The organism is Urechidicola sp. KH5 (assembly GCF_054661455.1).
The window spans coordinates 1001494-1018201 of sequence record NZ_BAAFSW010000001.1 but is presented as its reverse complement, the minus strand read 5'-3'; the positions used below and the strand labels follow the sequence as shown (position 1 = coordinate 1018201).

At 33.1% G+C, this 16708-nt stretch carries 17 protein-coding genes; 16 read left to right on the top strand and 1 reads right to left on the bottom strand.

Features of this window, described 5'->3' with window-relative positions; all coding sequences use genetic code 11:
- Positions 1-163: 163 nt before the first annotated feature.
- Entirely contained in the window at positions 164-1342 is a 1179-nt protein-coding gene (locus ACYQ5R_RS04635) for an acyl-CoA dehydrogenase family protein (RefSeq protein ID WP_460189744.1), read from the bottom strand.
- 110 nt (positions 1343-1452) lie between these two features.
- Between ACYQ5R_RS04635 and rnpA the strand changes: the two genes are divergently transcribed.
- The 16 genes from rnpA to ACYQ5R_RS04555 all read left to right on the top strand — a co-directional run bounded on the left by rnpA (position 1453) and on the right by ACYQ5R_RS04555 (position 16674).
- Positions 1453-1875, top strand: a complete 423-nt coding sequence (gene rnpA, locus ACYQ5R_RS04630; protein ID WP_460189751.1) for a ribonuclease P protein component — start codon at positions 1453-1455, stop codon at positions 1873-1875.
- Entirely contained in the window at positions 1875-2894 is a 1020-nt protein-coding gene (rfbB, locus tag ACYQ5R_RS04625; RefSeq protein ID WP_460189743.1) for a dTDP-glucose 4,6-dehydratase, read from the top strand. The genes rnpA and rfbB overlap by 1 nt, the downstream gene beginning before the upstream one ends.
- Entirely contained in the window at positions 2891-3754 is an 864-nt protein-coding gene (gene rfbA / locus ACYQ5R_RS04620; protein ID WP_460189742.1) for a glucose-1-phosphate thymidylyltransferase RfbA, read from the top strand. The genes rfbB and rfbA overlap by 4 nt, the downstream gene beginning before the upstream one ends.
- Position 3755: 1 nt before the next feature.
- Entirely contained in the window at positions 3756-4301 is a 546-nt protein-coding gene (gene rfbC, locus ACYQ5R_RS04615) for a dTDP-4-dehydrorhamnose 3,5-epimerase (protein ID WP_460189741.1), read from the top strand.
- Entirely contained in the window at positions 4298-5167 is an 870-nt protein-coding gene (gene rfbD, locus ACYQ5R_RS04610) for a dTDP-4-dehydrorhamnose reductase (protein ID WP_460189740.1), read from the top strand. Before rfbC ends, rfbD begins: the two co-directional genes overlap by 4 nt.
- Before the next feature lie 31 nt (positions 5168-5198).
- Positions 5199-6848 (top strand): S41 family peptidase, encoded by a 1650-nt coding sequence (locus ACYQ5R_RS04605; RefSeq protein ID WP_460189739.1) that lies wholly within the window; start codon positions 5199-5201, stop codon positions 6846-6848.
- A 46-nt stretch (positions 6849-6894) separates the two neighbouring features.
- Complete coding sequence (locus ACYQ5R_RS04600) at positions 6895-8568, top strand: DUF6909 family protein (protein WP_460189738.1); 1674 nt, start codon at positions 6895-6897, stop codon at positions 8566-8568.
- Positions 8569-8607: 39 nt separating this feature from the next.
- Entirely contained in the window at positions 8608-9702 is a 1095-nt protein-coding gene (locus ACYQ5R_RS04595; RefSeq protein WP_460189737.1) for a hypothetical protein, read from the top strand.
- Between the two features lie 9 nt (positions 9703-9711).
- Positions 9712-10827, top strand: a complete 1116-nt coding sequence (gmd, locus tag ACYQ5R_RS04590; RefSeq protein WP_460189736.1) for a GDP-mannose 4,6-dehydratase — start codon at positions 9712-9714, stop codon at positions 10825-10827.
- Between the two features lie 5 nt (positions 10828-10832).
- Positions 10833-11882, top strand: a complete 1050-nt coding sequence (locus ACYQ5R_RS04585; protein WP_460189735.1) for a GDP-L-fucose synthase family protein — start codon at positions 10833-10835, stop codon at positions 11880-11882.
- Positions 11866-12672: a 3'(2'),5'-bisphosphate nucleotidase CysQ gene (gene cysQ, locus ACYQ5R_RS04580; RefSeq protein WP_460189734.1), complete on the top strand. Its 807-nt coding sequence runs from the start codon at positions 11866-11868 to the stop codon at positions 12670-12672. The genes ACYQ5R_RS04585 and cysQ overlap by 17 nt, the downstream gene beginning before the upstream one ends.
- A gap of 137 nt (positions 12673-12809) precedes the next feature.
- Positions 12810-13052, top strand: a complete 243-nt coding sequence (locus ACYQ5R_RS04575) for a DUF2061 domain-containing protein (protein WP_460189733.1) — start codon at positions 12810-12812, stop codon at positions 13050-13052.
- On the top strand, positions 13045-13644 hold the full coding sequence (gene cysC / locus ACYQ5R_RS04570; protein ID WP_460189732.1) for an adenylyl-sulfate kinase: 600 nt from the start codon (positions 13045-13047) through the stop codon (positions 13642-13644). The genes ACYQ5R_RS04575 and cysC overlap by 8 nt, the downstream gene beginning before the upstream one ends.
- On the top strand, positions 13637-14542 hold the full coding sequence (gene cysD / locus ACYQ5R_RS04565) for a sulfate adenylyltransferase subunit CysD (protein WP_460189731.1): 906 nt from the start codon (positions 13637-13639) through the stop codon (positions 14540-14542). The genes cysC and cysD overlap by 8 nt, the downstream gene beginning before the upstream one ends.
- A gap of 51 nt (positions 14543-14593) precedes the next feature.
- Complete coding sequence (locus ACYQ5R_RS04560) at positions 14594-15847, top strand: sulfate adenylyltransferase subunit 1 (protein WP_460189730.1); 1254 nt, start codon at positions 14594-14596, stop codon at positions 15845-15847.
- 194 nt (positions 15848-16041) lie between these two features.
- On the top strand, positions 16042-16674 hold the full coding sequence (locus tag ACYQ5R_RS04555; RefSeq protein WP_460189729.1) for a hypothetical protein: 633 nt from the start codon (positions 16042-16044) through the stop codon (positions 16672-16674).
- Positions 16675-16708 lie beyond the last annotated feature (34 nt).

Sequence of the window (16708 nt, the reverse complement as noted above, 5' to 3'; positions counted from 1 at the left end):
GTGGGATATAGAAGATGGTTATAAGTCTGAAATACATCTAGACGTGCGCAATTTGGAAACGGCTATTTATGTAGCAAGAGTACAGACAGATAAGGGCAAGCTCACTAAAAAGCTACTTATCGAATAAAAGAAAAACCCGTGTCAGCAGCGGGTTTTTCTGTTTTTATTTAAAGGCATTTTCTCCAGTAATATCTAGTCCTGTAATGAGTAGGTGTATATCGTGTGTTCCTTCATAGGTGACGACGCTTTCTAAATTCATCATGTGTCTCATGATAGCGTATTCACCAGAAATACCCATGGCACCTAAAATTTGTCTTGATTCGCGAGCAATATTTAACGCCATAGCCACATTATTTCTCTTAGCCATTGATATTTGAGCAGAGGTTGCTTTTCCCTCTTCTCTTAAAACACCTAATCTCCATGCTAAAAGTTGCGCCTTAGTAATTTCGGTAATCATCTCTGCCAACTTTTTTTGTTGTAGTTGAAATGCAGCCAATGGTTTTCCAAATTGAGTACGTTCTTTAGCATAGCGTAAAGCAGTGTCGTAGCAATCCATAGCAGCCCCTATAGCACCCCAAGCTATACCAAACCTAGCAGAATCTAAGCAACCTAAAGGAGCGCCTAGACCATCTTTATTTGGTAAAATATTTCCTTTGTTTATCCTAACATTATCAAAAATTAATTCGCCAGTAGCTGAGGCTCTTAAAGACCATTTGTTATGGGTTTCTGGTGTAGTAAATCCTTCCATCCCTCTTTCAACAATCAGTCCTTTAATTCTTCCTTCTTCATTCTTTGCCCAAACAACAGCGATATCTGCAAATGGAGCATTTGAAATCCACATTTTTGCACCATTCAAAATATAATGATCTCCTTTGTCAACAATTCTAGTTTCCATTCCACCTGGATTTGAGCCATGATTAGGCTCTGTCAATCCAAAACATCCAATCATTTCTCCGCTCGCTAATTTTGGTAGATACTTTTTCTTTTGTTCTTCAGACCCATATTTAAAAATTGGATACATCACTAAAGAAGACTGCACAGAAGCTGTAGATCTTACACCCGAATCACCACGTTCTAGTTCTTGCATAATTAATCCATAGGATATTTGATCTAAACCTGCTCCTCCATAATTTTCTGGAATATAAGGCCCGAAAGCACCAATTTCTGCTAATCCATTTAAAATTTGATTTGGAAAAGTTGCTGTTTGAGCGGATTTTTCGATAATTGGAGAAATTTCTCTTTTCACCCAATCGCGTGCCGCATCTCTTACCAATTTGTGTTCTTCGGTCAAAAGATCATCAAGCTGGTAGTAATCAGGAGCTTGAAATAAATCTTGTGTCATAGTGAATTAATTTAGATTTGTCAAATGTACAAATAACAAGCGCTAAATTTTAATATTTAGCATAAAAAGAATTATAAAAAAGGAGTTATTTGAAGTATCTTAAATTTTTTATGATTAGTGAGTTTATGGGTTTGAAATTAAATTCTGTATTTCACTTGGGAATAGTATCTTTGTTGTACATGAATTTTAGATTTCCTTCCATACAAAAGCTAAAGAGCAAAAAACATATTTCGAATCTCTTTGAATCAGGAATAACTCTGAAGGAATTTCCTTTAAGAATGAAGTATATTGAGGCAGAAACAGAGGTTTCTAAAGTCGTTATTTCTGTTCCAAAACGTTTGGTAAAGAAGGCCGTAGATCGAAATAGAATTAAGAGGCAAATAAGAGAATCATACCGACTAAATCAGTACTTATTAAGTATGGAAACTAAGCTACATTTAATGTTTATTTTTACGAACTCGAAAGAAGTACCGTTTGAAACTATAGATAAAAAAATGAAAAAGCTTTTATCAGAAATAATGATTGAAATTTAATGAATACAAAGACCATCTTAATTACTGGTGGAGCAGGATTTATTGGATCCAACTTCATTCCATATTTTTTAGAGACAAACCAAAATTACAAGGTTGTCAATATTGACAGTTTAACATATGCTGGTGATCTTGCAAATTTGAAGGAAATACAGCACCATGATAGATACCATTTTATTCAAGGAGATATTTGCAATAGAAAGTTAATTGAGTCAATTTTTGCAGAGTATAATATATCAGATGTTATTCACTTTGCTGCTGAATCTCATGTAGATAATTCTATTGAAAAACCAGATGCGTTTATTCAAACAAATGTTTTTGGCACTTTTACATTGCTGGATGTAGCCAGAGGTTTTTGGATGGATGGCCCAAACACTTTTAAGCAAGGATTAGAAAACAATAGACTTCATCATATTTCAACAGATGAAGTTTATGGTACTTTAGGAGATACTGGGTTGTTCGAAGAAAGTACTCCTTACGCTCCAAATAGTCCTTACAGTGCCTCAAAAGCTTCTTCAGATTTTATTGTTAGAAGTTATTTTCATACCTATGGAATGAATGTAGTTACCACAAATTGTTCTAACAATTATGGGCCAAAACAACACGATGAAAAATTAATACCTACAATTATAAGAAAGGCCTTAAAGCAAGAATCAATTCCAATTTATGGTGACGGTCAGAATATTAGAGATTGGCTATATGTATTAGATCACTGTAAAGGGATTAACTTGGTTTTTGAGAAAGGAACTTCCGGAGAAACCTATAATATTGGAGGTAAAAACGAACGTAATAATCTGTATATTGCAAATACGATATGTGAATTGTTAGACGAACTAAAACCAAATTCTAATTCATATAAATCACTAATTAGCTTTGTTAAAGATCGCCCCGGACATGATTTTAGATACGCTATTGATGCCTCAAAAATTGAAAATGAATTAGGTTGGAATGCAGATGAAAACTTTGAATCGGGAATTAGAAAGACGGTAGAATGGTACCTTCAAAAATATAACGAAGAATGAAAGGAATCATATTAGCAGGTGGGTCCGGAACAAGACTTCACCCTTTAACGCTTGCAGTTAGTAAACAGTTGATGCCTGTGTACGACAAGCCAATGATATACTATCCATTATCAACTTTAATTTGGGCAGGAATCAGTGAAATATTAATTATTTCGACCCCTCATGATTTACCATTGTTTCAAAAGTTATTAGGAGATGGTAAGAAGTATGGGTGTAGGTTTGAGTATGCAGTTCAAGAAAAGCCTAATGGTTTGGCTGAAGCATTTGTAATTGGTAAAGAATTTATTGATAATGATAAAGTCGCTTTGATTTTAGGAGATAATATTTTTTATGGTACAGGTTTATCAGAATTATTAGAATCGAGTAACAATCCTGATGGTGGAATTATTTATGCCTATCATGTTCACGACCCTGAACGTTATGGGGTAGTTGAGTTTGATGATAATAAAACGGCTATCTCCATTGAAGAAAAACCAGAGAACCCAAAATCTAATTATGCGGTTCCCGGAATTTACTTTTATGATAATGATGTGGTGAAGATTGCTCAAAACATCCAGCCTAGTGAACGAGGAGAATTAGAGATAACAGATGTTAATCGTGTTTATTTAGAGCAAGGTAAATTGCAAGTTCAAATATTGGATAAAGGAACCGCATGGTTAGACACAGGTACTATAAACTCTTTGATGCAAGCGGCACAATTTGTTCAAGTAATTGAAGAGCGTCAAGGTCTCAAAATTGGTGCAATAGAAGAAGTGGCTTACCGAAAAGGCTTTATAAATAAAACTCAATTTGAAAAGTTGATTCAACCGTTGTTAAAGAGCGGTTATGGCAAACAGTTATTAAGTGTTTTAAATGAATAGCATGCAGGTAGAAAAAACTAATTTATTAAACTGTTTAGTGTTATTGCCAAATGTATTTAAAGATAAAAGAGGCTATTTTTTGGAGAGCTTTAATGAGAAAAAATTTAAAGAGTCAACAGGTTTAAAAGTAAATTTCGTTCAAGACAACGAGTCTTTTTCTTCTAAAGGTGTTCTTAGAGGATTACATTTTCAAAAAGGAGCATTTGCTCAAGCTAAATTGGTCCGAGTAATTAAAGGTGAGGTTTTAGATATTGCGGTTGATATTCGGCCTAAATCTCCCACCTTTGGTGAGCATTTTTCTATAGTTTTATCAGAAAAAAATAAAAAGCAATTATTTATTCCTCGAGGGTTTGCCCATGGATTTTTGGTATTAAGTGATACTGCTATTTTCAGTTATAAATGTGATAATTATTATAAAAAGTCATCTGAGGGCGGAATTATTTACAATGACCCTACCTTAAATATAGATTGGCAATTTCCTGAAGAAGATTTAATTATTTCTGAGAAAGACAAATTACTCCCGACTTTAAACGTGGCATTATTATGAAACGTATTTTAGTAACAGGTGCAAGTGGTCAGTTAGGTAAATGTATTCAAAATATATCAAATGAATTCAAGGATTTAAATTTTTTATTTACTGATAGAGAGGAACTTGACATTACTAATATAGCAGGACTTAAAAAGGTTGTAGAGAATAATAGAATTTCCCATATAATTAATTGTGCAGCTTATACAGCTGTTGACTTGGCGGAAAGTAACGAGAAAGCCGCTGTTAAAATTAACAGTGAAGCGCTCGCAGTTTTGGCGAAGGTGAGTTCGGAAAATGATGTTGAATTATTTCATATCTCCACAGACTTCGTATTTGATGGAGCAAAAGTATCACCTTATTTAGAATCTGACACACCAAATCCATTGGGAGTTTACGGTTCGAGTAAATTAAGAGGCGAGTTGGCTATTACAAAAAGATGGCATAAACACTTTATCATCAGAACTTCTTGGTTGTATTCAGAATTTGGAAATAACTTTATGAAAACCATGTTGCGTCTTGGATTTGAAAGAGAAGAATTAGGAGTTGTTTCAGATCAATTTGGAGCTCCTACCTATGCAAAAACATTGGCAAAAGTGATTCTTACGATAATTGTTAATAATAATTCGGATTACGGATTATTTCATTTTTCTAATAAAGGAGAAACATCTTGGTATGGATTTGCAAAATCTATTTTCGAGCTTTCAAATATTAATATTCATCTAAGCCCCATTAAAACTGAAGAATATCCAACGCCTGCTAAAAGGCCTGCATACAGTGTTTTAAATACTGAAAAAATCCAAAGTTTTATGGATTTTGAAATTCCGCATTGGCATGAAGATTTAAAACTAGCTTTGAACAATTTAGAAAGGATTAACACAAATTGATAACGGCAACACATTAAAATATGTACCTTAGATGCATAACATCAAAGTTGCAAATATGAGACGATTTAAAAAAATAGCTGGTGCAGTTTTGTTGACCGTTTTTATTGGTTCATCCATTGCCTATAAATCTGATTTTTTCGAAATAGCCAAACAGATAGAAATCTATACAACTCTTTTTAAAGAATTGAATCTCTACTATATAGATGAGCTTGATCCTGCAGAAGTTATGGACAATGCTATTGAGCATACTTTAAACAATTTAGATCCTTACACAAAATTTTACGACGAACAAGGTGTAATAGATGCTCGTATTGTGGCAGAGGGTCAATATGGTGGAATTGGGGCGTCGGTAAGATATAGAGAAGGAAATTTGATTGTAGATCAGATTTTAAAAGATTATGCGGCCGACGAAGCAGGGTTAAAAGTTGGAGATGTAATAGTTGCTATTGATAATGTAGAATTAATAGCTCTAGAAGAAGATTTTGTAAGAAGTTTGTTGAGAGGTTTACCAGACTCTGAGGTAAATTTGGAAATAAATAGAAATGGCTCTAGTATTTCTAAAACCATAAAGAGGGAAACTGTAGAAATAAATCCAGTACCATTTTACACGATGATAGATGATGAAGTGGGTTATATGGCTTTTATAAAGTTTAATAGAAAAGCTTCAGATCAAGTAAAGAATGCTTATGAAGCCTTGAAATCTCAGGGTATGAAACAGCTAATTATTGATGTTCGTCATAACCCTGGAGGCTTATTAAATGAAGCCGTTGAAATTGTTAATTTCTTTATTCCAAAAAATCAAGTGGTTGTTACTACTCGAGCAAAGATTGATAAATGGAGCTCAACTTTTAAAACTAAAAATAAACCATTGGACACAGAAATCCCTTTGGCGATTTTAATTGACGATCGTTCGGCATCAGCCTCAGAAATTTTGGCTGGTGCACTTCAGGATTATGATAGGGCAGTAATTGTTGGACAACGATCTTTTGGAAAAGGTTTAGTACAACGAAGCCGTAAACTTTCTTATGGGACACAATTAAAACTGACCATTTCAAAGTATTATACGCCTAGTGGCAGGTGCATTCAAGAACTTGATTACACGAATAGAGTTGGCGATAGCATTCCAAAATTTTCAGATGGTATTGTAAATGAATTTACTACTCAAAATGGCCGCAAAGTATATGATGGCGGAGGAGTGTCTCCTGATGTTGAAGTATCTGTAAATAAAAAATCTGAAGCAACGCAAGAACTTTTAAGGTCTTTCGGTCTCTTTGATTTTGCGACACAATTTTGCCTTGATAAAGAGACAATTGATGAAGCTTCGAAATTTAAATTACCAGAAAAAACATTTAAAGAGTTGCAAGACTTCTTAGAAATGTACCCAGAAAGTTTTGAATTGAATTCGGAAGAATTATTCGATAAAGCAATTTCTGAAGCCCAACAAGAATCGTTAGAACTGTCAAATGCTTATGATGATTTTATGAAGGTTTTGAATAAACAAAAAATCAATCAATTACAGAGTAATAAAGCTGAAATTTTGGATGCCTTAGAGGCTGAAATAGTCAGCAGGTACTACTATAAAGAAGGTGAGTACGAGCAAAAAGTATCCTTTGACAATTCTATTAAGAAAGCAGTTGAGCTATTGCATAATTCTCAAGAATATTTGGCACTCTTAAATTAGCCCAGTATTTATGGAATAAAATGTATCTTTGAGCGTTAAAAAACGTATGAAGAGCAAAAAGATAGAAGGGCGTACTAGAGCCCAAGAATCATCAGCCGCAATAGAAAGACTTTATATAGCCATGCGCCATTTGTTTAGTAGAGGGTTCTACAAACCGATGGGTATTTCAGGAGCGACTTTAAGAAAATCGCTTTTACAACTTCGTCCTGAAATTTATGGATCTATAGCAGAAGAGAAAATAGAACTTAATGGTTTAACGTATGTTATAGATAGATTGCCAATTGGCATTGAAGAATGTAGGTACATCAATTTAACTGCAGATGAGGGATATTCAAACTCTCATTTTGAATGTATCATACCACCTAAGAGAAGACGAAATTGTTATCGTATCGATAAAGATCAAATGAACATAGAGGTTACTCGAGGTCGCTCAGAGATTTATGATATGTTAACTCATTTGACATTTCTTTATATTGAATCTCATAAAATTATGAGTCGAGTTTTAATTAACAATACCAAAACTATTAGAGAGTGGAATGCGCTTGCGGACGTTGTTGTTCAGAATATGAAACAAAGTAGCGAAGAAAAGGAAGTACTCATAGCCCACCTTGGCAATATTTTAGGTAGAACTTTTGAAGAGGTTTCAGAAACCTATAAATACTTTAGCTCGGAGCAAAATCCAGATCGGTTTTTTCAAATAATTTACTGGTTAGGTCACCTTGCAATTAATGAGGTGACAAAAGCTCAAAAGAGAGAAATTACGTTTAGTCCACTTTTAAGAGAAAGAATTGGGCACCATTTATATGGAGATATTTGGGCTGAGAATATCAAGTCAGAATTAGAAAAACACAGTTTATTAGACAGGTCAATTCATATTATTAGTGCCAATATGCACAGTGTCATGAATTCTATTTATGCTCCAGTTGTATTGAAAGCTCAAATAACTGAAGACACTATTGAGTTATTTGAAACGTTGAGCGCAGATGCTTCTGAAGCCCAGCGAAAAAAAGTGAAAAACTATGCTTCTAAAAATGGTTTAATCTATATAAAGGACGAGTCAGGAACGAACATAAATGTACAAGTAATTGATACAGTCAAAATTGATTTAAAGCAAACAGATTATGTTTTAAAAAACAGTGATGAAGCTCCAGTGATTATTGTTATGGATTATGCCTTTGGTGAGCAGGCATATGAAACGATGGACGAATTGTTAAAACCATATGTATGTCAAAAAGGGAATAAGCATCATTTAGATGTTGTTTCTGTATCCATTATGGGTAAGGCGGGAATATTAGAAGGAGGAAAAGGAGATGTAATGATTCCATCATCTCATATTTTTGAAGGCACTGCAGACAATTACCCTTTTGAAAATGAATTAAAAAAAGAGGATTTAGAAGGATTGGGAGTTGATGTTTACGAAGGAGCCATGATTTCTGTTCTAGGCACATCACTTCAAAACAAAGATATCTTAAAGTTTTTCCATGAATCTACCTGGAGTGTGATAGGTTTAGAGATGGAAGGAGCGCATTATCAAAAAGCTATTCAGGCTGCCTCTAAAATCCGAGGTAATATTCGCCCCGATGTTAAGGTGCGATATGCTTATTACGCATCTGATAACCCTTTAGAGACAGGAAGCACATTAGCCTCTGGTGGTTTAGGAACCACAGGAGTACGACCAACCTACGTAATAACTCAAAAAATATTAGAACAAATCTTTTAAAAAACATATTTTTGCCCAATTCTGAAAAACTAGAAACTTATGAGCGATAAGAAACAAGACTCCCTCGAACAAGAATTTAAAAGCCCTATTACCGTAAAAGAAGAGGAGGTTGATTTAGGGAAATTATTTTCAGTCATTGGAAATGCCTTAAACAAAATATTTAAATTAATTGGTAAGATAATAAAAGGCATTTTTCACTTTTTTATTTTAATCTTAATTTATTTAAAAGAGCATTTTGTTAAGCTTATAATTGCTATGTTATTAGGTGGAAGCATAGGGTTTGTGCTTGATTATTTAACTCCAGATAAATATACTTATGATATGATTATTGAGCCTAATTATGGTTCGGTTTATCAAATATCAGAAAAAATTGAATATTATAATGTTTTAATTTACGAAGAAGACTCTATAGCATTAAGTAAAGAATTTAATATCTCCTATAAAGAAGCGAATAGTTTAGTGAGTTTTGATCTAATACCATATGAAACAAAAAAAGATCAAATATTAGCTTATGATCAATTTATTAAAACGACGGATACACTAACTCAACAGCATTTTACATTTAGAGATTTTGTTGGTGACGGACCATCAGAATTCGATTCTAAGAAATATGTTTTCAGAATTATTAGTGAAATGAATAATCTTTCATTATTTGGTGATTTAATTATAAAAGACATTGAAAGTAATACGACGCTTTTGAAAAAGAAAAGAATTGCTCTTAATACTTTAAAATTAGATTCACTTGCAGCCGTAAATTCTTTGAAAAAAATAGACGAATTAAGGGAGCTTTACGAAAAAGTTACGTTGCTTGAAGTCGAAAAAGAATCTACGCCGAGTAGTGGAACTTATGTAGATTTTTCAAAAGGAAATGAAATGAAGAATAATGACATCACATTATTTAATATTTCAAAAGATTTAAATGGTAGATTGATTGAAATTGAAAGAGAAAAAGAAACAAAAGGTGAAATAGTTAATGTTATAACTCCATTTAATCCCGTTGGTACAAATAGAGGTACTTTAGCGAATTCATTTATGGTTATTTTGGCGAGTATATTTGGCGGCGCTGTTTTGGCATTTTTTCTTATAGTAAGATTAAACCAATACCTCATACACTATAAAAACCGAATTTTATAATTTACTTTTATGCAAAAAATAGCCCTTATTACAGGAGTTACAGGACAAGATGGAGCTTATTTAAGCGAATTTTTATTAAAAAAGGGATATAAAGTACATGGTTTAAAAAGAAGGTCATCTCTGTTTAATACGGATAGAATAGATCACTTATACCAAGATCCACATGTAGAAAATCAAAATTTTTTCTTGCATTATGGAGATTTAACAGATAGTACAAATCTTATTAGAATAATTCAAGAGGTTCAGCCAGATGAAATTTATAATTTGGCAGCAATGAGCCATGTTCACGTTTCATTTGACACGCCTGAATATACAGCCAATGCTGATGGTATTGGGACGTTGAGAATTTTAGAAGCAATTAGAATTTTGGGGCTAGAAAAGAAAACCAGAATATATCAGGCTTCCACTTCAGAACTTTATGGTTTGGTTCAAGAAGTGCCACAAACAGAGACAACACCATTCTACCCAAGAAGTCCGTATGCGGTTGCTAAAATGTATGCATATTGGATTACTGTAAATTACAGAGAAGCATATGATATGTATGCCTGTAATGGAATATTGTTTAATCATGAATCTCCAATTAGAGGAGAAACTTTTGTTACAAGAAAAATTACAAGAGCGACTTCTAAAATTGCGCTAGGATTACAAGATAAGATATACTTAGGAAATTTAGATGCAAAGAGAGATTGGGGGCATGCTAAGGATTATGTGCGAATGATGTGGATGATTTTACAAGCAGATACACCAGAGGATTGGGTAATTGCTACTGGAAAAACAACCACAGTACGTGATTTTGTTAGAATGTGTTTTGAGCATGTTGGTGTAGAATTAGAATTTAAAGGAAAGGATGTAGAAGAAAAAGGGTTTGTTAAATCTTGTTCAAATCCAGAATTCCAACTTGAAATAGGTAAAGAAGTAGTTGCAGTAGATGAGCGTTACTATAGGCCAACAGAAGTTGAATTATTGATAGGTGATGCAACAAAGGCAAGAGAAAAATTAGGATGGGTGCCAAAATATGATTTAGCTGGCCTGGTTGAAGACATGATGACTAGTGATCTTCATTTAATGAAGAAGAAACAGTACCTGCAAGAAGGAGGATATCGTATCAAAAACTATTTTGAATAATATTCATGAATAAAGATGCGAAAATTTACATTGCTGGTCACGGAGGATTGGTGGGCAGCGCAATTGTAAATAATTTAAGATCTAAAGGGTATACTAATTTAGTAACCCGTACTCATAAAGAACTTGATTTAGTTAATCAAGTGGCAGTAGCTGATTTTTTTGAATTAGAGAAACCAGAATATGTAATTTTAGCTGCAGCTAAAGTAGGTGGTATTGTTGCAAATAATACCTTTAGAGCGGAGTTTATTTATGACAATTTGATGATTCAGAATAATGTAATTCATGAATCATATTTAAAGAAGGTTAAAAAACTATTGTTTTTAGGTAGTACTTGTATATATCCTAAGCAAGCACCTCAGCCAATGCCAGAAAACAGTTTGTTAACAGATGTATTAGAATACACAAATGAGCCTTATGCGATTGCAAAAATTGCCGGTATAAAAATGTGTGAAAGTTATAATTTACAATATGGCACTAATTTTATATCTGTTATGCCAACAAATCTATACGGCCCTAATGATAATTTTGATTTAGAAAAATCGCATGTTTTGCCTGCTCTGATTAGAAAAATTCATTTAGCTAAACTTTTAAAAGAGGAGGATTATAATGCGGTAATTGAAGATTTAGGAAAATCAAATTTGGAAGAATCTCTTGATTATTTAGATGATTATGGAGTCTCTAAGGATAGTGTTGAAATTTGGGGATCTGGAAATCCAAAAAGAGAGTTCCTATGGTCAGAAGATATGGCAGACGCCTGTATTTTTATGATGGAGCAGCGCAATTTTAAAGATACATATTTAAAAGGGCAAAAAGAAATTAGAAATACACATGTAAATATTGGCACTGGTGTAGAAATTTCAATAAAAGAATTGGCTGAAACAATTCGAGATGTTATTGGATTTACAGGAGCTCTTAAATTTAATGCCGATAAACCAGATGGGACCATGCGCAAACTTACAGATGTAAGTAAATTGCATAACTTAGGATGGAGTCATAAAATTAATCTTCAAGAAGGAATTAAAAAGATGTATAATTGGTATGTTGAAAACCGATAGTGATTTAAAAATTGCCATAAAGGCATCTTTGCATGCTGGTAAAGAGATTATGGCTGTTTATGATAGCGGTGATTTTAACATAGAATTTAAAGGAGATAATTCTCCTCTTACAATTGCTGATAAAAGAGCAAACGAAATAATTGTTGCAGAGCTTCAAAAAACAGGCATGCCGATTATAAGTGAAGAGAATAAACAAACTACGTATTCAGAACGTAAAATATGGAGTCAATGTTGGATTGTTGACCCTTTAGATGGGACTAAAGAATTTATTAAGAGGAACGGAGAGTTTACCGTAAACATTGCCTTAGTTGAAGAAGGAATGCCTATTTTAGGTGTGATTTACGCTCCGGTATTAGGCGAGTTGTTCTTTGGAGATGTTAAGAGAAAAAAGGCGTATAAAATTTTAATTCAGCCAGAAGAAAAAATAGATTACGATTTGCTAATTCAACGAGCCATAGAAATTAAACCCACCAAATCGTCAAATACAACCGTAAGAATAGTAGGTAGTAGATCTCATATGAATCAAGATACCCTTGATTTTATAGTAGGTATTGAAAATGAAGGGAAAAAAACTGAAGTTGTCTCAATAGGAAGTTCACTTAAATTATGTTTGTTGGCGGAGGGTAGAGCAGATATTTATCCAAGATTTGCGCCTACTATGGAATGGGATACCGCTGCAGGCCACGCTATTTGTAAAGCAGTAGGCTTAGAAGTAGTAAATCCAGAAAACAACAATCCATTAACTTACAACAAAGATAACCTTTTAAACCCCTATTTTATTTGTAAATAAAGGTGCGAAGAACTCTAGTAAAGTTAAAATCACCAATTAAACCCTATAAAACCGATAGGATAAAAAGAAAATATCGTTTTTATAGTAATTTTCTCAATTTGTTTTCTATTTTTGACCACTCTATTACTAGAATTATAATGAAAGATATAGCAAAGAAAAGACATATAGCTAAAACAATTACTTGGCGATTAATAGCATCTTTAACTACATTTGTGGTAGCAATGATTTTTTTTAGAGACGACCCACTTGCTACTCAAAAAGCAACTGGTGTTGCTATTACAGAATCTATCATAAAAATGATTTTATACTATTTTCATGAACGAGCATGGTATAAATCAAATTTTGGTTTAAAGAATAGAGAGGCAAAAAATAATGAATGAAAACCTATTTCTATCTAAGTTTGAGGTAACAAGAAAAGCAAAGAATAATTTAAACAATCACGCATCTTTTGTTGTATGGTTTACAGGATTATCTGGATCTGGTAAATCTACAATTGCGAATGAGGTAGAAAAGGTTTTGTTTGATTTAGGAATTAGATCAGCACTTTTAGATGGAGACAATATAAGAATAGGTATAAATAAAGATTTATGCTTTACGAATGAAGATAGAGAAGAAAATCTAAGAAGGGTGGCTGAAGTTTCGAAACTTTTTGTAGATGCAGGAGTTGTAGTTTTGGCGGCATTTGTTTCTCCTACAGAACTTATAAGAACAGAGGTTAAGAATATAATAGGTAAAGATGATGTTGTAGAGGTTTACATTAATACAGATCTCAATATTTGTAAAGAACGAGATGTTAAAGGATTATATGCCAAGGCAGCAAAAGGAGAAATTAAAAATTTTACAGGAATCTCTGCCCCATTTGAACCTCCTGTAAATCCAGATTTAGAAATTTGTACAGAGAAAAATACAATTAAGGATGCTGCAATGGAAATTGTTACATTTTTAAAACCCAAATTAAAGAAGTATGACTAAATATTATTTAAATTATTTAGATGAATTAGAAAGCGAAGCGATTTTTGTTTTGCGAGAAGTATGGGCTCAATTTCAGAACCCTGTCATTTTATTTTCAGGAGGTAAAGATTCTATTGTTGTAACGCATTTAGCTAGAAAGGCATTTTTTCCTTCAAAGATTCCTTTTTCATTAATGCATGTAGACACGGGGCATAATTTTCCTGAGACCATTAAATTTAGAGATGATTTGATTAAGGATTTGGGAGTGAACCTAATTGTAGGTTCTGTTCAAGAATCTATAGACCAGGGCAGAGTAGCAGAAGAGAAAGGTAAGAATGCAACAAGAAATGCACTTCAGATAACAACATTGTTAGATGCCATAGAAGAGCATCGTGTGGATTGCGCCATTGGTGGAGGAAGACGTGATGAAGAGAAGGCAAGAGCTAAAGAAAGATTCTTTTCACACAGAGACGATTTTGGGCAATGGGATCCAAAAAATCAACGTCCGGAGTTATGGAATATTTTTAACGGAAATCATTTTGAAGGAGAACATTTTAGAGCTTTTCCAATTAGTAATTGGACCGAAATGGATGTGTGGAATTACATTAAAAGAGAAAATATTCAAATCCCTTCTTTATATTATGCCCATGAGCGCGAAGTCGTTTGGCGTCAAAATTCATGGATACCAAACTCTGAGTTTTTAAAGCTTGAAGAAAACGAAGAAGTTGTAACTAAAAAGATTCGATTTAGAACTTTGGGTGATATTACAATTACTGGTGGTATAGAATCTGATGCTGATACAGTTGAAAAAATAGCGCTAGAAGTTTCCGCTATGCGACAAACAGAACGCGGAAATAGAAGTGACGATAAGCGATCAGAATCCGCCATGGAGGACAGAAAACGCCAAGGGTATTTCTAAAATAAGTATTAATCTTCAGTCTGAATATTTCAGCTTCATATAAAAAGAAACATGTTAGATAATAATCAATTATTACGATTCACTACAGCCGGTAGTGTAGATGATGGAAAGAGCACCTTAATCGGGAGATTGCTGTATGATTCAAAATCAATTTTTGAAGATCAATTAGAAGCAATTGAAAATACAAGTAAAAAGAAAGGTCATGACGGCGTAGATTTAGCACTTTTTACTGATGGCTTGCGAGATGAAAGGGAGCAAGGTATCACAATAGATGTTGCTTATCGTTATTTTACAACACCAAAAAGAAAGTTTATAATTGCGGATACTCCTGGTCATATTCAGTATACAAGAAATATGGTTACAGGGGCTTCTACGGCCAATGTAGCTACTATCTTAATTGATGCTAGGCATGGTGTTATTGAGCAAACAAAAAGACATGCATTTATAGCTTCTTTATTGAATATTCCGCATATCATAGTTTGTGTTAACAAAATGGATCTTGTTGACTATTCTGAAGAAATTTTTAACAATATTGTTGCTGATTTTGAGGAGATTTCATCTAAAATGTTAGTGAAAGATGTTCGATTTATTCCAATGAGTGCTCTATTAGGAGACAATGTTGTTAATAGATCTGAAAACATGTCTTGGTATCAAGGTGCACCGATGCTTCATACACTAGAAACAATGCATATTAGTAGCGATATTAATAAAATAGACGCACGATTCCCTGTACAAACAGTCTTAAGACCACAGAGCGAAAGCCATAGGGATTATAGAGGTTATGCTGGTAGGGTTGCTAGTGGTATTTTAAGACCAGGAGACGACGTTACAGTAATGCCATCTGGATTTACATCGAAAATAAAATCCATTGATACTTTAAATGGTAATGTAGAAGAAGCATTTGCACCAATGTCTGTTTCTATTACTTTAGAAGATGATATTGATGTGAGTAGAGGAGACATGATTGTAAGATCTAATAACACTCCTGAAGCGTCTCAAGATCTTGAGGTAATGTTATGTTGGTTAAATAATACTAAAGCACGCTCAAGGGCTAAATACACAATCAAGCATACTTCAAACGACCAAAAGGCGATGATTAAAGAAGTTGTTCATAAAATAAACATTGAAACTCTTGAAAGAGATTCCGATGATAAAGAGTTGAATATGAATGATATTGCCAAGGTTAAGATTAGAACAACAAAACCTTTAATGATTGATTCATATCGAGAAAACAGAACAACAGGAAGCATCATTTTAGTTGACGATGCAACTAATGAAACTGTGGCTGCAGGTATGATAGTTTAATTGCTAGAAAATGCTACCTCGATGAAAAATAAAACTATATTTGCCCTTTAAATATTTATTTGTAATTCATTTAAAATGGAAATTTTAATATATTCTCTCTTTTGGGTACTTTTATGGATTTAAAGCCGTTTTAAATAGAATTTAGCAATAAATAAAGTATATCTAATAACCTATCATAATTTAAACAATAGATAATGAAAAAAGTATTTTTAATTGGATTAGTTGGATTATTATGTTACTCGTGTTCAAGTAAAGCTAAAGATGAGACTAAAGTAAATAACAATTCGGTCAATGAAGTATTACAAGAATTACCTGCACCACCTTTTGAAAAATGGAAGTTTAAAAACTTATCTTATGAATTGAGTGATGATTATTATCAAGGTAAAAAGGTTATAAAGGTATTCAGAAATGATTTGACTAAACCTTATGGAACAGTAGCCTTTCCTAATGTGAAATTGGATTATGCTGGAGGAAAATATAGAATTTCAATCATAGTTAAAAAGGCTAATCATAGTAATGAATTTGCATTTCGTATTCAAGAATTATACCCTGTTAGGACTGATGTAGTTTTCGATTTAGATTCAATATCAGTAAAGGATATGTATAAGGTAGAAGATATTACAGATTTTGAGGAAGCTGAAATTGAGGATGTTGGAGAAGGGTTTTATAGATGCTCTTTTACGTCTGAGATATTTGCAAGTTATTTAAATCTCCAAATTGGACCTTGTATTACAAGTAATCATATTAAATCTTGGGAGGCAATACACAAAAAAAAGGCAGAAATATTCGTTGTGCCAGAAACGTTAAAGATAGAAGAGGTTAAATAGGGTTTTAAAAATATAGTACTCTATTAATTTTAAT